Source organism: Bradyrhizobium sp. 2TAF24, from assembly GCF_052115025.1.
Taxonomy (GTDB): Bacteria; Pseudomonadota; Alphaproteobacteria; order Rhizobiales; family Xanthobacteraceae; genus Bradyrhizobium_A.
The window spans coordinates 495,599-514,396 of record NZ_JBFRFW010000001.1 but is presented as its reverse complement, the minus strand read 5'-3'; the positions used below and the strand labels follow the sequence as shown (position 1 = coordinate 514,396).

15 protein-coding genes are annotated in these 18,798 nt (G+C 65.2%); 10 read left to right on the top strand and 5 right to left on the bottom strand.

Going from position 1 to position 18,798, the window contains the following annotated elements:
• Nucleotides 1-61: 61 nt before the first annotated feature.
• A complete protein-coding gene (locus tag AB4Z37_RS02235) occupies nucleotides 62-832 on the bottom strand; it encodes a LuxR C-terminal-related transcriptional regulator (protein WP_441515041.1) in 771 nt (256 codons plus the stop codon).
• Nucleotides 833-977: 145 nt separating this feature from the next.
• On the opposite strand from AB4Z37_RS02235, the gene AB4Z37_RS02230 reads away from it, so the two are divergent.
• Complete coding sequence (locus tag AB4Z37_RS02230; protein ID WP_441515040.1) at nucleotides 978-1,838, top strand: nitroreductase family protein; 861 nt, start codon at nucleotides 978-980, stop codon at nucleotides 1,836-1,838.
• Nucleotides 1,839-1,967: 129 nt separating this feature from the next.
• Here the strand turns inward: AB4Z37_RS02230 and AB4Z37_RS02225 are convergent, their stop codons facing one another.
• Nucleotides 1,968-2,978, bottom strand: coding sequence for a LysR family transcriptional regulator (locus AB4Z37_RS02225; protein WP_441515039.1), 1,011 nt, complete (start codon nucleotides 2,976-2,978; stop codon nucleotides 1,968-1,970).
• A gap of 126 nt (nucleotides 2,979-3,104) precedes the next feature.
• On the opposite strand from AB4Z37_RS02225, the gene AB4Z37_RS02220 reads away from it, so the two are divergent.
• From AB4Z37_RS02220 to AB4Z37_RS02205, 4 genes are all read left to right on the top strand, one after another.
• The gene (locus AB4Z37_RS02220) at nucleotides 3,105-4,358 is read left to right on the top strand and encodes a GNAT family N-acetyltransferase (protein WP_441515038.1); all 1,254 of its coding nucleotides are present in this window, start codon (nucleotides 3,105-3,107) and stop codon (nucleotides 4,356-4,358) included.
• Between the two features lie 63 nt (nucleotides 4,359-4,421).
• Nucleotides 4,422-5,039 (top strand): cysteine hydrolase family protein, encoded by a 618-nt coding sequence (locus AB4Z37_RS02215; RefSeq protein ID WP_441515037.1) that lies wholly within the window; start codon nucleotides 4,422-4,424, stop codon nucleotides 5,037-5,039.
• Nucleotides 5,032-5,355 carry a hypothetical protein gene (locus tag AB4Z37_RS02210; RefSeq protein ID WP_393013097.1) on the top strand — a complete coding sequence of 108 codons (324 nt, stop codon included), beginning with the start codon at nucleotides 5,032-5,034 and terminating at the stop codon, nucleotides 5,353-5,355. The genes AB4Z37_RS02215 and AB4Z37_RS02210 overlap by 8 nt, the downstream gene beginning before the upstream one ends.
• Nucleotides 5,356-5,577: 222 nt before the next feature.
• Complete coding sequence (locus AB4Z37_RS02205; RefSeq protein WP_441515036.1) at nucleotides 5,578-6,429, top strand: EamA family transporter; 852 nt, start codon at nucleotides 5,578-5,580, stop codon at nucleotides 6,427-6,429.
• A gap of 46 nt (nucleotides 6,430-6,475) precedes the next feature.
• Here the strand turns inward: AB4Z37_RS02205 and AB4Z37_RS02200 are convergent, their stop codons facing one another.
• From AB4Z37_RS02200 to AB4Z37_RS02190, 3 genes are all read right to left on the bottom strand, one after another.
• Nucleotides 6,476-6,997, bottom strand: coding sequence for a helix-turn-helix domain-containing protein (locus AB4Z37_RS02200; protein WP_441515035.1), 522 nt, complete (start codon nucleotides 6,995-6,997; stop codon nucleotides 6,476-6,478).
• Nucleotides 6,998-7,168: 171 nt separating this feature from the next.
• The gene (locus tag AB4Z37_RS02195; protein WP_441515034.1) at nucleotides 7,169-9,073 is read right to left on the bottom strand and encodes an alkyl/aryl-sulfatase; all 1,905 of its coding nucleotides are present in this window, start codon (nucleotides 9,071-9,073) and stop codon (nucleotides 7,169-7,171) included.
• Between the two features lie 35 nt (nucleotides 9,074-9,108).
• The gene (locus AB4Z37_RS02190; RefSeq protein ID WP_441515033.1) at nucleotides 9,109-11,397 is read right to left on the bottom strand and encodes an arylsulfatase; all 2,289 of its coding nucleotides are present in this window, start codon (nucleotides 11,395-11,397) and stop codon (nucleotides 9,109-9,111) included.
• Nucleotides 11,398-11,525: 128 nt separating this feature from the next.
• Here AB4Z37_RS02190 and AB4Z37_RS02185 point away from each other — a divergent pair, with 128 nt between their 5' ends.
• The 5 genes from AB4Z37_RS02185 (at nucleotide 11,526) to AB4Z37_RS02165 (ending at nucleotide 18,631) form a co-directional block, all read left to right on the top strand.
• Nucleotides 11,526-12,239 (top strand): TetR/AcrR family transcriptional regulator, encoded by a 714-nt coding sequence (locus AB4Z37_RS02185; RefSeq protein ID WP_441515032.1) that lies wholly within the window; start codon nucleotides 11,526-11,528, stop codon nucleotides 12,237-12,239.
• Between the two features lie 60 nt (nucleotides 12,240-12,299).
• A complete protein-coding gene (locus AB4Z37_RS02180) occupies nucleotides 12,300-13,574 on the top strand; it encodes an MFS transporter (protein WP_441515031.1) in 1,275 nt (424 codons plus the stop codon).
• A gap of 39 nt (nucleotides 13,575-13,613) precedes the next feature.
• The gene (locus AB4Z37_RS02175; protein ID WP_441515030.1) at nucleotides 13,614-15,047 is read left to right on the top strand and encodes a coniferyl aldehyde dehydrogenase; all 1,434 of its coding nucleotides are present in this window, start codon (nucleotides 13,614-13,616) and stop codon (nucleotides 15,045-15,047) included.
• A gap of 45 nt (nucleotides 15,048-15,092) precedes the next feature.
• A complete protein-coding gene (locus AB4Z37_RS02170; RefSeq protein ID WP_441515029.1) occupies nucleotides 15,093-16,697 on the top strand; it encodes a GMC family oxidoreductase in 1,605 nt (534 codons plus the stop codon).
• A 155-nt stretch (nucleotides 16,698-16,852) separates the two neighbouring features.
• A complete protein-coding gene (locus AB4Z37_RS02165) occupies nucleotides 16,853-18,631 on the top strand; it encodes a chloride channel protein (RefSeq protein ID WP_441515241.1) in 1,779 nt (592 codons plus the stop codon).
• The last annotated feature ends 167 nt before the right edge of the window (nucleotides 18,632-18,798 follow it).

Here is an 18,798-nt window from a genome sequence, read left to right as displayed (position 1 = left end):
CGTCGTTCGCTGGTTGCGCGCTGTGCCCGGACGACACCCCCGGGAATTGACCGCCGCAGGCTCAGTGCTGCAGCAGCTCGCGCAAGCTGGTCACGCCCATGCGGGCATAGGCGTTCTTGCGATGGGAGATGACGGTGGTCTCGGAGATGCCGAGATCGAGACCGATCTGCCGCGCCGACAGGCCCGCCTTGACGCGGGCGGCGACCTCGCGCTCGCGTGCGGTCAGTCCCGGATGGCGGCGTGCCAGCTCCCGCTCGAAAGCCTCGATCGAGCCGCGGCCACGCGCGCGATCGCTGGTCGTATGCCGGTCGACCACGGCCACCAGGATCGGCATCATCGCCGATGTGCGATCGCATTCGCGCTCGGAGAAGCGGCCGCTCTTGCGGCTGCGATAGACGCTGATCGAGAGCGCGTCACCACGATCCGCGCGGACATAGGACAGGCGGTCGGCGATGCCAGTGCGGTCGTAGCAGGCGCGTCGATATCCGGCCGATGTGATGTCGGCGGCCGTCTGATAGGTCAGATAGGAACGATCGTCGGCGCGGGTCATCAAGGCGAAATTCACGTCGCTGGCGTAGTGCTGCATGTAGCCTTCGGCGGCGCGGCGTGTGTTGGCGGCGCATGTGGTCGTCGCGGTGCCGACGAGGTGTGGCCCGCCGTTGCCGGCGCGCGCGAACACCGAGACGAAGTCGGCGCCGATGCTATGGCGGCAGAACACGAGCAGCGACTCGATGAAGCGCGGTGTACCGGCGTCGCGCAGCAGCGCGGCCATGGCGTCGGCGGGAATGTCGACTGTGCCCGCGGCGGGCGTAAAGGCCTGGATGCTGCTCATGTCCGGCGCTCTCCCTGTCGATCGCGGCACCGCCGGTCGCGGAGGCCGCTGCGGCCGCTCTTCCTCAGGTCTGAGGAATGCGGTCATCATGCTTTGTTCCTAGAGTAGCGGCATTCGAGGTTTCAAGTCGAGGATCATCGTCGCCATGACCGAGCCCCTGTTCCAGGATGTCATTCGCCGCCGCCGCAGTGTTCGCAAGTTTGAAGCCGGCCGCAGCGTTGGCCGTGATGTGCTGCAGCGGATCGTCGATTGCGGGCGCTGGGCGCCGTCCGGCGCCAACGTGCAGTGCTGGGACTTCATCGTTGTCGACGAGCCCGCGATGCGCGATGCCGTGACGGCGGTGTTCCTGCGCCAGGCGCAGCGTCTCGTCGACCACGCCAAGGGCTTCCCGGCGGTGAAGAAGACCTATCTCGCCAACACGGTGGCCATCGTCCTGGTGCTGGGCGATCCGCGCTGGAAGGCCTGCTTCCCGCAGGCAACGACGCCGGAGTTCGATGCCGAATACCGCGACAACAACGAGGCGATCTTCCTGTGCTCGCTCGGGGCTGCGATCCAGAACATCCAGCTCGGCGTCGCCGCCGAGGGGCTGACCTCGGCCTGGCTGTCCGGTGGCGGTGAGGATGAGACCAACCGCGAGCTCGCGGCACTGTTGGGCTATCCGGCCTGGATGAAGGCTTACGGCACCATTCCGATCGGCGTTCCCGCCGCGGACCAGAACCGGCGCTACCGCCGGCCGCTGGCGCAGACCCTGCACTGGAATCGCTATGAACCGCGCCAGTATCGCCAGCATTCCCAGGTCGATTTCTACGAAAGCACGCTGCGGCCGTTCGCCATGTACCGCGACGAGGAGACCATGGACGCCTGGCCGGATCGCGACGAGATGCTCGGCGAATGGAAGGATGCATTCGTCAGCGCCGTGACCAATCCGGACGGTGAGCTGGAGGCGGAAGCCGATTTTTCCAAGCCGCGGGTGATCGGCCAGGCGACCAAGCGGCGCAAGACCTGATCCCGTGTCAACCTGATCCAGCGCCAGGGCGCATCGGGCAGAGCTCTGCCCGATGCCCTTCTGCCGTGCGCGATCCTGCCTGTCAGATCAGGTCGTGTGTATCGCCGCACGCGGAAGGATGGGTTTCCGTCAGCGTCCGGCCGCGGCGGTGAGCCCTGCTCCCGGAGTGGTCAGGAAGCCTTCGAACATGTTGACCAGCGGCGCGCCATTGTAGTGCTTGGTGAGTTCTTCGGGGTGGATGAATTCGTCGCGGAACCAGGGGAATTCGCGCGGGTCGAACGCGGCGACGACCCAATCCAGCAGCTTGCGGACGCGCGGGATCTGGGCAGCTTCCGGATGGTAGGTCAGCCAAATGTCGTAGGGGAAGACATGGTTGATGTTCACCGGAATGACGCGCGCGCCGATCGCCATCGCGTAGGTCGGCAGCCAGCCGATTCCGGCGCCCTTGGCGATCGCCCAGTAGTGGGCGCTCGAGACATTGTTGATCATCGACACGAAGCCGACCTGCGACACACCGGGAAAGAGCTGGTCGTAATAGTGCTGGCCACGGGTCTGGTCGGCCATATGAAACACCATGCGGTGCTTGAGCAACTCCTCGTGCGAGGTCGGGCAGCCATAGGTGTCAACATAGGAGCGGGACGCGAACAGCGAGATGTGCAGGCGTCCGAGACGCACCATCTTCAGGTCGGGGGAGGTCGGCCGTTCGAGCTGGATTGCCGCGTCGGCCTCCAGCCGCAGCACGTCGGCGGACCGCATCGCGCAGTTGAGATCGACCAGGAGTTTCGGATAGGCACGCTGCAGCTCGACGAGGCGCGGCACCACCCAGAACGTGCCGAGACCTTCGGTGACGGTGAGGCGCACGCGGCCCTCAATCGGCTTGCTGCGCTGGCCGGCACGCGTGAAGCCGAAGGCAGCGGCTTCCATCTGCGCTGCAACCGCGAGTAGCGGTCGGCCCTCCGGTGTCACCTGCACACCGGTCACATGCCGCGTCAGCAGCTTCAACCCGAGCGCGTGCTCGAGATCCATGATGCGTCGGCGCAGCAGATTGATGGAGATGTTGGCGTGCTCGGCAGCGGCGCGGAAGCTGCCGTGTCGCGCGACCTCCAGGAACCAGCGGATGCTCTCCCAGTCGGGAGACATTTTCCGAGGAGGCTCGTTGTGTTCTTCGGGCGGAACACGCCGTTGCTGATTTGACTGCATACACTCCCCCGCATTGGGAAATATCTTCGCAAACAATTGCGAAGCCGACAACTGGGGATGGCGACAATGACAGCCCACGACCTGCGAGTGACTGCGGCGGTTCGGTTGATGGCAATGGAACCGCGGCCGGTTCAGTACCCCCTTCAGGACCTTGAAACCCTGCGGCTTGCCCGTCGGCTGGTCGTATTCACGCCCGGCGGCAGCGACATCGACACCCTGGTCGCCCGGGCGGCAGCCGATATTCCGGGCCTGACCGGTTCCGATGTGGTCAAGCGGGTGGTATCCCACAATCCGGACTGCCTGTGGGCCATCGCTCGCCGCGACCATTTCGACGCGGCTGACCCTAAAGGCGAGGGACTGCTTGCCTTTCTGCCCCTGACGGACGAGGGAGTCCGGCAGCTGATCGCAGGAACTTTCAACGCGGCGGATCCGGACCTGCGTCTGGTGACCAGCCAGAACGAGAAGCCGGCTGGCATCTATGTGTGGGCGTGTCATGCCAAGGGCGCGCTGGCGGCCGGAGTTCCACTGGCATTCCAGAAGGTGTGGACACCACTCTACCGTGACGCGGACCTCTACACCCGCTCGATCAATCTTCCGGCGATTCGTTTCGTGGAAAGCATGGGGTTCCGCCGCGGCCCTTGCGTGGGTGGCGTGACCGCCCTGCACCTCCACGTGTTCCGCCGTGCTCCGGCGGCCGAGGCAGATCTGCCGGCCTACGACACCCTTACTGCGAAGCCGAAGCCGCGGGCCCTGTCGGTCTCGGTGGCCCGCTCGATCGAGGACCTGATGCGGGTGATTGCGATCCGCAGCGCGGTCTATATCGCCGAGCAGAACTGCCCGTATATCGAGGAGTTCGACGGCAACGATTTCGCGGCCACCCATCTGATCGGCTACGTCGGCGACGAGCCGGCAGGCTGCCTGCGCATTCGCCACTTCGCTGACTTCGCCAAGATCGAACGCCTGGCGGTTCGCCACGAATTCCGCTCGACGCGCCTGGCCTTCAAGCTGGTGAAGGGGGGAATCGAGCTGTGCCGGATGAAAGGCTATCGGCGGCTGTATGGTCATGCCCAGAAGCGGCTGACCAATTTCTGGAGCCGCTTCGGCTTCAAGCCGCTGCAGGATGCCCCCGAGTTCGTCTTCTCCGACTTCGACTATGTCGAGATGACCGTCGACATCGAACGCCACCCGGAGGCCGTGGCGATCGGTGATGATCCGTTCCGTGTGCTGCGCGCCGAAGGCAAGTGGCACGAACCTGGAATTCTGGAGCAGTCGCGCACGCGCGGCGTCACCCGGCCCTCCGTGGACACGCATTCCCCATGAGTTGCCCCATGAGTTGCCCCATGAGTTTATGCCCCAAGAGTTTTGTCCCATGAGTTTTGTCCCATGAGTTCGATTGTCGATATCCGGAGTTTCTTTGCCCCCCGCGCTGCGCCGACACTGGTGTTGATGGACATGCAACAGGAGTACGTCAGCGGTTCGCGCATGCTGGCGATCAAGGACAATGGAGGCGCGCTGCGCAATTGCCGCAGCGCCCTCGATCATGCGCGGCGCATGGGCTTTCCCGTCGCGTTCGTGCGCTGGTCGGGGCGGTCGACCTTCTTCAATGCCGCCACGCCCTACTATCGCTGGATCGATGATTTCTCGCCGCACGGCTCGGACATGGTGTTCGAGCGTGACCGGCCATCGTGCTTCTCGAGCCCGCATTTCGCCGATGTGATGGCCAATGCGGGCGGCCCGATCATCCTCGCGGGCTTTTCGGGTGAGGGCGCCTGCCTGTCTTCCGCCGTCGACGCCTTTCACCGCAGCATCGATTTCATTTTTCTCGCCGATGCGTCTGCGAGCCACGCGATCGGCGACAAGGCGGAGCATGAAGTGCATGCGATGCTGGCCAACATCATCGGGCTGTATGGCGCCGTCAGCAATACGGCTGACTGGATCCAGAATACGCTTGCCCTCAAATCTCATGAACGTCGCAATGGATTGGCCCCGACCAATGGATGACAACAGCACAGCGATCGTCGCGCGGATGATCGGCGATCTCACCCGCAATATCGAGGTGGCGAGGAGCCAGTCTCACGACCTCGTAGCCCGTCTGCTCGATATGGCGCGCATCGAGCTTCTGACGCGTCACTACGGCATCGACGAACAGGAGTTCGAGGCCTTCTGTAAGGGGATTGAAGGCGAGATGAAGCGGCTGCGGGGCGTACCGATCAATCGGCCCGCGTTCGGGGGCGCGCGTCGGCGCAAGGCGCAGCCGAAGCCCCGGCTCAACGGTCACCTGTATGCGCGGCGTCCGGGGGCGTCGCTCGGCAAATGACCCGTTGAAACCCGGCCACTGATCACGATTTAATATCCCTCTGGCGTGCTGATCGCGAAGTTCGTGTGATTGTGCGGCGAGCTCATTTACGAACTTCGCGATCATAATGCACACTAGAAGCTTAAAGTTGCTAGTGTCCCGATCGCTTCGCAAGTTCGTACAGAGTCCGGCGAGAATTCAACGAGCTTGCGAAGCGGGACACTAGGATTCGGGGGCTATCTCGTGTCATGGGCGGTTTTTCTGGCCGCGCTGGTCAGCGCGGCATTGAATGCAGGCTGGAATGTGCTCGCCAAACGGCAGCAGGTGCCGAGCGAGGCTGTGCTCGGCACGCTGCTGGTCACGGCGTCGGTTTTTCTGGTGGCTGTCCCGTTCATCGGGCTGCCGGCATCTGCGGCCTGGCCATGGTTGGCGGCGGCCGCGGTCTGCAATGTCGCCTATTCCCGGGCGCTGATGGCCGCCTATGATCGCGCGCCCCTCAGCATGACCTATTCGGTCGTGCGCGCGATCATCCCGCCGATGCTGTTCGTGCTCGGGACGTTGTTTTTTGGAGAAAGTGCGACAACGCTGCGCCTTCTGGGCATGGCGCTGGTGGTGATCAGTCTGGTGCTGTTCGGCTGGCCCGGGCGTGGCCAGAGCGCGGGTCATATGTCCGGCTTCATGCTGGCAGGGCTTGCGGGATTGGTGGTCTCGGTGGCGTATGCCTGCGACATCAAGGGCGCGCGGGTGGCCGGAGGGCACGTCCTGGCGATCGTGCAATATGGGGCGGCCAGCTCGCTGCTGTCGACGGCCGGCCTGCTCGCGGTGTCCCTGTTCGAGAAGCGCGCGCCGGTTGCGATCCTCAGGCGAAACTGGCGGCCCTGCACCATTGGCGCGGCGCTGCTGATGGCGTCCTACTTCCTGGCGCTGTGGGCTTATACCCGCGGGCCGGTCGGCCTGGTGGCGCCGGTACGCGAGACCAGCATCCTGTTCGGCGGACTGCTGGCGTTCGTCGTGCTGCGCGAGCGTATTCGTCCGCGGCAGTGGGTCGCGATCGGCCTTGCTGTGCTCGGCGCGATGATTGTCAAGATCCAGTAGGTGAGGCGGGCCTCGCGGTCCGCCTCACAGTGTCAGGGGCGTGGCCTCAGTCGTCCGCCTGCTTCTCGGCCAGCTGTTCACACAGGAACACCACCATGTTCTGCACGCTCGGGTCCTTGATCTGCGCGAAGTGTTTCAGCAGATTGATCGCGCGTGTGCTGGTGATGAATTCCTGCACGTGAAGATCAGATGCTTCCCCGTTCTTGCGCGAGCCGTTGTCGCTCGCATAGCTGTCGTGCCCATAGAATGACACGATGGGAAGTTTCAGGGCGTTTGCGATTTCGCGAAGCCGCGCAGCGGTGACGCGATTTCCACCCTTTTCGTATTTCTGAACTTGCTGGAAAGTGATCCCAAGTCGCTCGGCGAGATCCTCCTGCGACATGCCGCGAGACAGTCGCTGTGCACGGATCCTTTGGCCAATCTCGACGTCGTACGCTCCAGTTTTGCGTGTCATCAGGACCAGCGTATCCTCTCGATGTTCAGATTGATGTTGTGTCGGCACCTCATTGAGCTGCCCGTGATCATTCGCGATCACGAGCGGCAGCTCGATACCGATCTTGTTGAACAATTGAATTTTGTCCAGACCTCGCGAGTGTTCGTTAAAAATATATAGTGTTCCACCAGTGGAACGTTCGCGCCTGCTAAACGACGGGTTGAACAGGCGCGACAGGCGGCGGTCGGCGAAAGCGGTGAGGTCATTGATCCGGCTGCGGAAATATCCGCAGCCCTGACCTCCGGATCATACCGCCCTCGGTTCCACGATCGCGAAAGACGGGCTGAAGCTGTCGAACATCCCCAGCAATTCCACGAGGCGAGCAGGGGCGCCGTCGATGATCACTTTGCCGGAGGCGACGGCCTCGGGAAATGTCGTCTGCTGCAGCATGATCGCGTTCAGTGTCTTGCGTGTGAGCGTGAGCGTCGCGTCGGCATGTACGGCGCGCTGCCCGATCCGATGTGTCAGCGCCGCGTTTTCCAGGTTCAGCGCGATGATCTCGTCGACGTCGGTGAACACCCAGTTCAGCACCATGCGCTTGCCCTCGGCCTTGGCACCGTTGAGGCGAACAGCAAGCAGGTCGAAGAAGGTATCGAGCGGCAGCGCCGCGAGCGCATCGGCGGGAATGCCGCTGCGGCCTGCGAGCTTCGGCGGCCCGTGGCGCAGTTCGTGCGCGGCGAACAGGTAGGAGTTGCGCCAGGTCGCGGCCTCGGCGAGATAGCCGAGCTGCTCATAGGCGTCAGCAGCGAGGTTGCGTGCTTCCTGGTGGGTCGGATCGGCAAAGACGAGGTGATTGGCGACTTCCGCGACCCAGCGATATTCGCCCTTCGCAAAGTCAGCACGCGCCTTCTCCAGCACGGCATCGAAGCCGCCCATATAGGCGACGAATTTCTTCGCGGCCGCCGTCGGCGGCAGCGGGTCGAGATGGGCCGGGTTGCCATCGTACCAGCCAAGATACTTCTGGTAGATCGCCTTGGCGTTGTGCCGGACCGTGCCGTAGTAGCCGCGGGCATGCCACTCGTGCGCGAGGCTGTCGGGCAGCTCCAGCAATTCGGCGATCTCGTTTGGGGTATGGCCGAGATTGATCAGCCGCAGTGTCTGGTCGTGGACGTATTTGTAGAGATCGCGCTGCTTGCTCAAATAGGTGCGCAGGCGCTCGCCGCCCCACACCGGCCAGTGGTGCTGGCCGATCAGCACGTCGGCCTGCTCGCCGAAGTTTGCGAGCGCGATATCGATGTAGCGCGCCCAGGCCCGCGAATCCCGCACCTCGGCGCCGCGGAACGGCAGCAGATTGTGGAAATTGTGCACCGCGTTCTCCGCCATGTTGAGGCATCTGAACGCCGGATAGAACATGTGCATCTCGGCCGGCGCCTCGCTGTCGGGCGCCATCAGGAAAATGATCTCGACGCCGTCGATGGTGCGCCGCTCGTGATCCCGGCGGATCAGGTCGGTCGGCGCGATCAGCGTCACGGTGCCGTTCGACAGCACCTTGCCGAGGCCGGCGTCGACCTGGCCTTGTGGCCCCTTGGGCAGAAGCGGGCCGAACTGATACTGCGCGCGCCGCACCATGGCGTTGCCGGCGAGCACGTTCTCCTGGGCGATCGCCTCGACGAAGCCTTCCGGCGCGATCACCGGCACCCGGCCGCTCGCGACGTCCTCTTCGCTGACCACGCCCTTCACGCCGCCCCAGTGATCGGTGTGCGAGTGGGTGTAGAGCACGGCCATGACCGGGCGGTTGCCACGATGCTGGCGGTAGAGCGCGAGCCCGGCGCGGGCGGGCTCGATCGACACCAGCGGGTCGATGATGATGACGCCGTGCTCACCCTCGATCAGCGTCATGTTGGAGATGTCGAAGCCGCGGATCTGGTAGATCCCGGGCACAACCTCGAACAGGCCGTGGCGGCAATTGAGCTGTGATTGCCGCCACAGGCTGGGATTGACCGTCTCCGGCGCGGCATCATCGGCGAGAAAGGCGTAGTCGGTCATGCTCCAGACCACGCGCCCGGCGTCATTGCTGATGGTGGCGTCCGGCAGGGTGCCGAGGAAGCCCCGTTCTGCATCGGTGAAATCCTGGCGATCGGCGAACGGCAGCTCGGTGAGGACGGAGGCGTTGTGGGCCTTCACCGTCGGTTCGGCGCTCTTGCGGGACATCGGGCGTTCTCCGTGGGGGTGGGAAGGTGGGGCGTTCATTGCCGGGCCATCTGCGCAGCGCCGACGCCGTCGCCGTCGAGCGCCTGGTCGGGATGCATGGTGACATCGACCCGCAGCAGTGTGCCGGTGAATGCGAACGGCGCGTCGTAGTGCGACACCGGGCTGCCGCGGTCGCGGCCGATGTCGAGGCCCGACCATGAGATCAGGTTGAAGAAGCCGAGGCGGGTCTGCAGCGACCCTGCTGCCTCTCCATCGATCAGTAGCGTGTACTGGCTCAGCCCCATGACGAGGCCGGTCTTGCCGAGCGGCTCGCGGGTCAGCCGCTCGACCCGGACGCCAAGCCGGCGTGCGGCCGGCGGCACATCGCGATCGGAGATCAGGATGTGGTGGGTGCCGCCGATGTTGAGATCGTGCACCAGGCGGTTGTTCCTGACGTAGAGGCTGTAGCCCGAGGTGGCGTCGCCGTGCGAGATCAGCACGCCCTCGCAGCCGGCCGCGTCAAGCTCGACGTCGGCCTCGATGGTGTAGCTGCGGCTGCGCACATCGGGCGCGACATCGGTCGGTACATGCCCCATGCCCGCATGGAAGGTGAAGTGATGCCGGGCGCCATGAAACCGTGCCGCGTTCTCGGCGAAGCGCAAGCCGAACCGATCGTCCAGCGGCAGGACATTGTGCTTCTCCGCTTCGCTCCACCACGCCTTGACCATGGTGGCGAGGCGCTCGGGTTCGGCTGCCGCGAGGTCATCGACTTCGGAGAAGTCGTGGTCGAGATGAAACAATTCCCATTTGTCGCCGTCGAACGGCGTGCCCGGGGGATGGTAGGCGACTGCCTTCCAGCCGTCCTGCCACAGCCCGCGATGGCCGAACATTTCGAAATATTGCGGGCGCTTGCGCGGTGGCGCGGTGGGATCGGTCAGGCTACGGGCGAAGCTCTCGCCTTCGAGCGGCATCTGCGGGCAGCCGGCGATCTCCGTTGGCGATTCGACGCCGATCAGCTCCAGCAGGGTCGGCGTCAGGTCGCAGGCATGGATGAACTGGTGGCGCAGTTCGCCGCGCGCCGGAATCTTCGCCGGCCAAGAGATCACCAGCGGATCGCGGATGCCGCCACCATGGGTGTTCTGCTTGTAGCGGCGTAGCGGCGTGTTCGACGCCATGGCCCAGCCATGCGGGAAGTTGGAATGGGTGTCCGGCCCGCCGATGTCGTCGAGCCGCGCGAGCTTCTCCGGCATCGGCTCAGGACGAAAGTTATAGGGGCCCATGGCATTGACCATGCCGAGCGAGCCACCTTCCTGGCTGGCGCCGTTGTCGGACAGCACCAGGATCACGGTGTTGTCGCGCACGCCCGCGCTGTCGAGAAAGGCGATCAGGCGCGCGAGGTGCTGGTCGGCATGGTCCAGCATGCCGGCGAAGGCTGATTGCAGGCGAGTGAAGACCTTCTGTTCGTCGGGGCTGTGCGCGGTCCAGGGCTGTACGCCGTCATTGCGCGGCGGCATCTTGGTGGCGTGCGGGACGAGGCCCATCGCCTTCTGCCGTGCGAGCCGCTGTGCGCGCTCGGCATCCCAGCCGTGGTCGAACAGCGCGTCGTAGCCCTTGATCAGCTCAGTTGGGGCCTGGTGTGGCGCATGGCAGGCACCGAACGCGAGCCAGGTCAGCCAGGGCAGGTCGGGGCGGTCGGCGAGATGGTCGGCGATGAAGCGGATCGACTGGTCGACGAGGTCGGCGGTCAGGTGGTAGCCGCTGGCGTGGGTACCCGGCGGGTCGATCTGTGAATTGTCGCTGACCAGCTCCGGTGCGTATTGGTCGGTCTCGGCATCGAGAAAGCCATAGAAGCGGTCGAAGCCGCGGCCGAGCGGCCAGCCGTCGAACGGTCCGGTCGCGCCGCTCTCTGTCAGCGGCGTGACATGCCATTTGCCGACCATGTAGCTGCGATAGCCGTGCGGTTTCAGCATTTCGGCGAGCGTGCCGGCCTCGCGGGCGATCTTGCCGCGGTAGCCGGGATAGCCGCTGTCGAAGTTGGCGAGGCAGCCGACGCCGACGGAATGATGGTTGCGCCCGGTCAAGAGCGCCGCGCGGGTGGTCGAGCACATCGCGGTGGTGTGGAAGCCGCTGTAGCGCAGGCCCTCCGCGGCAAGGCGGTCGATGGTCGGGGTGCGGATCGGCGAGCCGTAGCAGCCGAAGTCGGAAAAGCCGACGTCGTCGAACAGCACCACCAGGATGTTGGGAGAGCCGGGCTTCGGCTTGGCCTCCGCCGGCCACCACGGCCGGGAGTCGGCGATCGTGGTTCCAATTCTGCCGCCGAACGCGGCACGGTGGTTGCTGGTCATGGTGTCGCTCCCTTTCGGCGCTGCGGCGGTTGCTCCGCCGGCTGGTCGGTCCGGCCCCTCAACGAGGTCCTTGCCAAAAAGATAATTGGAATTATCATTATGATTATTCAAGTCCGGACGCAATGGCCATGAGCTTCCAGTTTTCCGATCTCGATGATCTGCCCGGCGTGACGCCGTCGCGCCAGAAGCGCAGCCGTGAGACCACCGCGGCGCTGTTGCGGGCTGGCGAGGATATGCTGCGTCGCCACAGCCTGGACGAGCTATCCATCGAGGCGCTGTGCGCTGCCGTGGATGTCACGGTCGGTGCGTTCTACAGCCGCTTCGAGAGCAAGGAGGTTTATTTCAATGCATTGCTGGAGCTGGCCGCGCGCGACAGCGAGGCCAATCTCGGGCGCATCCAGGATGCGGTGCTGAATGAGGCCGAGCTCGATGCCGTCTGTCGTGCGCTGGTGCGCGAGATCGCTGCCTGGATGCGCAACCATGAAGGCGTGGTGCGTGCGGCGCTGCAGCACGGTGACACCCGTCCGACGCGCTGGACTCGCTTCAAGGAGCTGGGGCGGCGCACGGTGACCCATGCGACGCCGCTGCTGCTGCGCGCCATGGGCCGCGATCGGAAGGCCGCGAAAACCCGGGCTATCGGCTTCGGATTCCAGGTGGTGTTCGGCACACTGGTCAATGCCGTGCTTAACGATCCCGGACCGCTGAGTATCGCTGATGCCGAGATGGCGGAGCGTCTCGGTGATTGTCTCTATCTGCAGCTCGCCGCCGCTGCCCAGGCGGCGCCAGCCACCAGGGCGCCGCCGGCCAGGAAGGCGGCAGCGCGGTCACTGCGTCGAAAATAATCCGCCATCAGAGCGGAACGACGACATCAGCGACATCAATGATACGACGGGAGCGAGACGATGGACGGGCGGAGAATCGAACCGGGCGGCTGGCTGGTCGTCGGACTGCTGTTCTTCTTCATGCTGATCAATTTTGCGGACAAGGCGATCATCGGTCTTGCCGGCGTGCCGATCATGGAGGAACTGCACCTCACGCCGAGCCAGTTCGGGCTGGTCGGCTCGAGCTTCTTCCTGCTGTTTGCGCTGTCGTCGGTGGTCGTCGGCTTCATCTGCAATCACATCCAGACCCGCTGGGTGCTGCTGGCGATGAGCCTGGTCTGGGCGCTGGCGCAATTTCCGATGATCGGCACGGTGAGCTTCGGCACGCTGGTCGCCTGCCGTGTCGTGCTCGGCGCGGGTGAAGGGCCGGCTTATCCGGTGGCGCTGCACGCCACCTACAAGTGGTTTCCCAACGAATTGCGGACCCTGCCGACCGCGATCATCGCGCAGGGCGCCGGCATTGGCATCATGGTCGCGCTGCCGCTGCTCAATCTGATCATCGTGCGCTGGTCCTGGCACGCCGCCTTCGCTGCGCTCGGCATTGCCGGGTTGGTGTGGTGCGCGGCGTGGGCGCTGCTCGGTCGTGAAGGACGGTTGATCGAGGCGGTCACTGCGCAGGGGGCGGGTGAGCATCTCCCCTATGCCCAGTTGCTGCTCAATCCCACCATTGTCGCCAGCTGGTGCGCGTTTTTCGGCGCCTACTGGGCGTTGTCGCTGAGCTTGTCGTGGCAGGCGGCCTATTTCGTCAAAGGGCTCGGCTTCGCGCAAGGTAGCGCCGGATGGCTCACGGCGCTGACATCGGGGCTCGGCGTCGTCATCGTCATTGCCCTCGGCTGGTACTCGCAGCGGCTGATGGCGCGCGGCGTATCGAGCCGCATGGCCCGTGGCTGCCTCGGCGGCGCGTGTGTGGCGATTGGGGGCCTGGCGATGGCGGCGCTGCCGGTCATCACCGACATCCCGATGAAAGTGGTTGTCGGGATGCTCGGCATGTCGCTGCCCTCGGTCATCTATGTGATTGCCCATGCGGTGGTCAGCGAGATCACGCCGGCAGGCCAGCGCGGCGCGCTGCTCGCGATCGGCAACGCCATCGGCACAATGGCTGGTCTGCTGGCCCCCTATATCATGGGCAGCCTGGTCGAGAATGCGGCAACGCCGCTGGACGGTTTCAATCGAGGCTTCGTGGTCTGCGGTCTTGTGATGCTTGCCGGCGGGATCATTGGTATGATCTTCATTCGGCCCGAGCATGCGATCGGCCGGCTGGAGCTCGGAGCTTCATCCGCCGTCGCCAAGGGCTAGCCAGCGAACCAACACGTCCTCCCCGAACCGGAGACCGACATGGATCAGCCGCTCACCCAGCCGAAGACGCCCGAATTGGACAGTCTGTTCCGCCACCAGTTTGAGCTTTCCCGCACCGCGCCGCCGCCCTCGCTCGCCGAGCGCCTTGATCGCCTGGCTCGGCTGCGCGCTCTGGTCAGCAACAACGAGGCGCGGTTCGCGGCCGCGATCTCCGCCGATTTCGGCCACCGCTCGCCGACCGAGACGCTGATCGCAGAGACCATGTTCGTGCGCGGCGAGATCCGTCATGCGGCGAAACATCTCAAGGCGTGGATGGCGCCGCGGCGCGTCCGCACCCAGCTTCAGTTCCTGCCTGGCAGCAACAAGCTGCTGCCGCAGCCGCTCGGGGTGGTCGGCATCATCGCGCCGTGGAATTATCCGCTGCAACTGACGCTGGCACCGGCGGTGGCGGCGCTAGCCGCCGGCAACCGGGTGATGATCAAGCCGAGCGAACTGGTGCCGCGGTTCGCGGCGCTGCTACAGGAGCTTATCGCAAGCCGTTTCGATCCGGCGGAGGTGGCGGTGACCGGCATCACCGACCACATCGCGGAAGCCTTTGCCACACTGCCGTTCGATCATCTGATCTTCACCGGTTCAACACGGGTCGGGCGGCTGGTCGCCGCAGCCGCCGGCCGCAATCTCACCCCGGTGACGCTGGAGCTCGGCGGCAAATCGCCCGCCATCGTCGACCCCTCGGCGGATCTCGCCCAGGCGGCGGCCCGGATCGCCTATGGCAAGCTGCTCAACGCCGGCCAGACCTGCATCGCACCGGACTATGTCTTCGTGCCGGAGGGGGCGGTGTCCGATTTCGCTGGCCGCCTGCAGGCGGCGATGACCGCGATGTATGGCGCGGATCCGGCCAATCCCGACTACACCTCGATCATCTCGGACCGTCACTATGCCCGGTTGGAGGGGGTGGTTGCGGACGCTGTCGCACACGGCGCGCAGGCGCTGCGGCCGGGCGATCCGGCGGATGCCGCCTGGAAATCGCGGCGCAAGTTTCCGCCGACGGTTGTGACCGGCGTGACGCCCGACATGGCGATTCTGCAGGAGGAGATCTTCGGTCCGGTACTGCCGGTGCTGGGCTATCGCGATCGCGCCGAGCCGATCGCCTGGATCAATGCGCGCGAGCGTCCGCTCGCGCTCTACTGGTTCGGCGAGGATGTCGCGGCGCGCGATGCAGTGCTGGTGCGCACTGTGTCCGGCGGCGTCACCGTCAACGACTGCCTGTTCCACTTCACTCAGGCAAACCAGCCCATGGGCGGCGTCGGCGCGTCCGGTTGCGGCGCCTATCACGGCGAATGGGGGTTCAACTCGCTGAGCAAGCTGAAGCCGGTGTTCTACCGTTCGCCGCTGAACCGGTTTGCCGATCTCTATCCGCCTTATGGCGCCAAGATTGCGCGGCTGCAGAAGCTGTTGCGGCTGATGTCCTGACCATGCGCCGATAGAGCGCGACACTGCCTCAAAGGGGAGGGCAACGTGACGGAAACCTATGACTATATCGTGGTGGGCGGCGGCTCGGGTGGCTGCGCAGTGGCGAGCCGTCTGTCGGAAGCGCCGGATGTGACGGTGGCATTGCTGGAGGCCGGCGGGCGCAACGACAACTGGGTGGTGACGACGCCCGGTGCGTTGATCCTGATGGTGTCCGGCAAGGTCAACAACTGGGGGTTCGAAACCGTGCCGCAGCGCGGGCTCGGCGGTCGTATCGGCTATCAGCCGCGAGGGCGCGGGCTCGGCGGCTCCTCGGCGATCAACGCGATGGTCTACATCCGTGGGCACCGCACCGATTACGACCACTGGGCGGCGCTCGGTAACACCGGCTGGTCCTATGCCGATGTGCTGCCCTACTTCAAGCGTTCGGAGGACAACGAGGAACTCGACGGCGCTCTTCATGGCAAAGGCGGCCCGCTCCATGTCGGCGGCCTGCGCAGCGGCAACCCGGTGCAGGACATCTATCTGCAGGCGGCGCGGGAAGCCCAGTTCCGGATCAATCCAGATTTCAATGGCGAGGAGCAGGAAGGCCTCGGCATCTATCAGGTCACCCAGAAGAACGGCGAGCGCTGGAGCGCCGCGCGCGGCTACATTCATCCGTTCATGGCGAGCCGCCAGAACCTGCATGTGGAGACCGGCGCGCTCGCCACCCGCCTGCTGTTCGAGGGTAAGCGTGCCGTCGGCGTCGAGTATCGCCGCGGCAACGAGGTCCGCACTGTGCGCGCCCGACGCGAAGTGATCCTGAGCCTTGGCGCCTTCCAGACGCCGCAGCTTCTGATGCTGTCCGGCATTGGCGATGCCGCGGCCCTCGGTCAGCATGGCATTTCCGTGCTGCATCACCTGCCCGGCGTCGGGCAGAACCTGCAGGACCATCCGGACTTCGTGTTCGGCTTTTCTTCGGACAATCCCAATTTCACCGGGCTGAGCTGGTCCGGAATCAAGCGCATCTTCAGCGGGATCGCGCAATACCGCCGTGAGCGGCGCGGGCCGATGACGTCCAATATCGCCGAATGCGGCGGATTCCTGAAGACCCGGCCCGATCTCACGGTGCCCGATATCCAGCTGCATTTCTGCATGGCCATGGTCGATGACCATGGCCGCAAGCCGCGCTGGGGCGCCGGGTTCTCTTGCCACGTCTGCCTGTTGCGGCCGGAGAGCCGTGGCAGCGTCTGGTTGCAGAGCGCCGATCCGACCCAGCCGCCGGCGATCGACCCGAACTTTCTCGGCGAGGCGGCCGACATGGAGGCCATGGTGGCTGGCTTCAAGACCACCCGCCGCTTGCTTGAGACCCCGGCGCTGCGGGCGCTGCAGACCGCCGACATGTTCACGGCGGATGTGCGCTCGGACGACGACATTCGCGCCGTGCTGCGCTCCCGGGTCGACACGGTCTACCATCCGGTGGGAACCTGCAAGATGGGAGTCGACGATCCGCTGGCGGTGGTCGACCCCAGCCTCAGGGTCCATGGCATCGAGGGGCTGCGCATCGCCGACGCCTCGATCATGCCGACGCTGATCGGCGGCAACACCAATGCACCGACCATCATGATCGGCGAGAAGGCTGCGGACATGATCCGTGCCGCGGCGCTCAACTGACCTTGGCGGCGACGGTGACAGCGCCGGAGGCGATTGAGGTTGCGGCGCCTGACGTTCGAACCTATGAAGCTGGCGGAAGCGTCCCGAACCGATCGGGGCGCGCCAGCCGTCTGATCGTTCTGGTTCGGGGATTGCAGGTGTTGAAGCTTCCGGGCGTGGGCCGTTTCATCAGCCACGTCGGTGCGAGCGGGGTGACCACGACACTCCGTGCGCTGCTCCGCGGCAACGAGTTCTTCCTGATTCCCCTGGCGCTGCTGGTCGGTGTCATCGCCGGCGCGGTGGTGACGCTGATGAGCGAAATTGCCCAGATCGCTCATGTACTGATCTACGGCATTCCCATTGACGTCCATCTCAGCGCCCATGAGCGCGTCACCCCCTGGGCCGCGCTGCTGGCGCCGACCTGCGGCGGGCTGCTGCTCGGGGTGATGGAATGGTCGCGGCGGCGCTGGAAGATCTCCAGCGCGGTTGATCCGATCGAGGCCAATGCGCTGCGTGGCGGCCGCCTGTCCATTCGCGACAGTGTCGTCGTCAGCGGCCAGACGTTGATTTCCAACGGCTGCGGCGCGTCGGTCGGGCTGGAGGCGGGTTACACCCAGATCGGCGCGGGCGCGGCCTCGCTGCTCGGCCGTTTCCTCAACCTGCGGCGTAACGACCTGCGGCTGATTGTCGGCTGCGGCGCGGCCGGCGCGATCGCGGCCGCCTTTGGTGCGCCGATCACCGGTGCGTTCTATGCCTGCGAGCTGATCGTCGGCGTCTATTCGGTCAGCAGCGCAGCCCCGATCCTCGCCGCGTCGCTGTCGGCGTCGTTGATCGCGCGCTGGCTTGGCGGCGCGCCCTATTCGCTCGATGTACCGCAGGTCGGCATGGTCACGGGTGAACAGTATCTGGCGCTGATCGTGCTGGCACTGATCGTCGCGGCGATCGGCATCGTGGTGATGCGCAGCTCCGTGCTGTTCGAGCGCGTATTCCACCGCCCGTGGCTGCCATTCTGGCTGCGGACAGCGGTCGGCGGCCTGTGCATCGGGGGCCTCGCCATCATCACGCCGCAGGTGCTCGCCGCCGGTCACGGCGCCATGGTGCTCGATCTCCACCGCGACATGGCGATGGGGCTGATCGCCATGATCATCGGGCTGAAGCTCTGCGCCTGCCTGATCTCGCTGGCGTCCGGATTCCGTGGCGGTCTGTTCTTCGCGTCGCTGTTCGTCGGCAGTCTGATCGGCAAGCTCTACGCCATGGTGCTGCAACTGCCGATATTCGACGTCGCGCTCGATCCGCTGGCGAGTTCGCTCGCCGGGATGGCCGCGCTCGGGGTCGCGATCGTCGGCGGACCGCTCACCATGTCGTTTCTCGTGCTGGAAATGACCCGCAGCATCGATGTCACCGCCGCGGTGCTGGCGGCCTGCATCGTCACCAGCGTCTGCGTGCGCGCGCTGTTCGGGCATTCGTTCTCGACCTGGCGCCTGCACCTGCGCGGCGAGACCATCCGCAGCGCCAATGATGTCGGCTGGCTGCGCAACCTGACGGTCGAACGCATGATGCGTACCGACGTCGCGACTACCTCGCCCACGGCGACGATCGCCGAATGCCGCAGCGAGTTCGTGCTGGGATCGCGCCAGGCGATCATCCTGGTCAACGACGCCAAGGATTATTGCGGTCTTGTGACATTGCCGGAGCTGTACTCCGGCGAGCTCGACAGCATCGCCGACGACATCCAGGTGGTCGAGCTTGCTAGGCACTTCGACGACGTGCTGCTGCCTGCGATGAACGTGAAGACCGCGATGAAGATCTTCGATACCGCGGAGGCGGAGGTGCTCGCCGTGGTCGAGGCCGGCGGCAGCCGCAAGGTGATCGGTTTCCTCACCGAATCCTTCGCCCGCCGCCGTTATGTCGAGGAGCTCGACCAGGCAACGCGCGGCATTCTCGGGCCGATCTGACGCCAGCGACCGAGAGGGGCGGGCCGCTGCTCATACTTTTGCTGTGCATGGGCGATGAAGGCTGCAGGGGCGACATTTCGTTCCCGTGGGAACCTGCTATCGTTCGCTCAGCTCGGAACGATATGCGGGCGCCACCGGATCTCGGGAGGCGAAGTCGCGGCAGATCG

Excerpts from the sequence above, each read along its gene's own strand:
- AB4Z37_RS02180 (WP_441515031.1), top strand. The coding sequence starts at position 12,300 with ATGGACGGGCGGAGAATCGAACCGGGCGGCTGGCTGGTCGTCGGACTG.
- AB4Z37_RS02235 (WP_441515041.1), bottom strand. The coding sequence starts at position 832 with ATGAGCAGCATCCAGGCCTTTACGCCCGCCGCGGGCACAGTCGACATT.
- AB4Z37_RS02185 (WP_441515032.1), top strand. The coding sequence starts at position 11,526 with ATGAGCTTCCAGTTTTCCGATCTCGATGATCTGCCCGGCGTGACGCCG.
- AB4Z37_RS02225 (WP_441515039.1), bottom strand. The coding sequence starts at position 2,978 with ATGTCTCCCGACTGGGAGAGCATCCGCTGGTTCCTGGAGGTCGCGCGA.
- AB4Z37_RS02210 (WP_393013097.1), top strand. The coding sequence starts at position 5,032 with ATGGATGACAACAGCACAGCGATCGTCGCGCGGATGATCGGCGATCTC.
- AB4Z37_RS02215 (WP_441515037.1), top strand. The coding sequence starts at position 4,422 with ATGAGTTCGATTGTCGATATCCGGAGTTTCTTTGCCCCCCGCGCTGCG.
- AB4Z37_RS02195 (WP_441515034.1), bottom strand. The coding sequence starts at position 9,073 with ATGTCCCGCAAGAGCGCCGAACCGACGGTGAAGGCCCACAACGCCTCC.
- AB4Z37_RS02175 (WP_441515030.1), top strand. The coding sequence starts at position 13,614 with ATGGATCAGCCGCTCACCCAGCCGAAGACGCCCGAATTGGACAGTCTG.
- AB4Z37_RS02220 (WP_441515038.1), top strand. The coding sequence starts at position 3,105 with ATGACAGCCCACGACCTGCGAGTGACTGCGGCGGTTCGGTTGATGGCA.
- AB4Z37_RS02230 (WP_441515040.1), top strand. The coding sequence starts at position 978 with ATGACCGAGCCCCTGTTCCAGGATGTCATTCGCCGCCGCCGCAGTGTT.
- AB4Z37_RS02190 (WP_441515033.1), bottom strand. The coding sequence starts at position 11,397 with ATGACCAGCAACCACCGTGCCGCGTTCGGCGGCAGAATTGGAACCACG.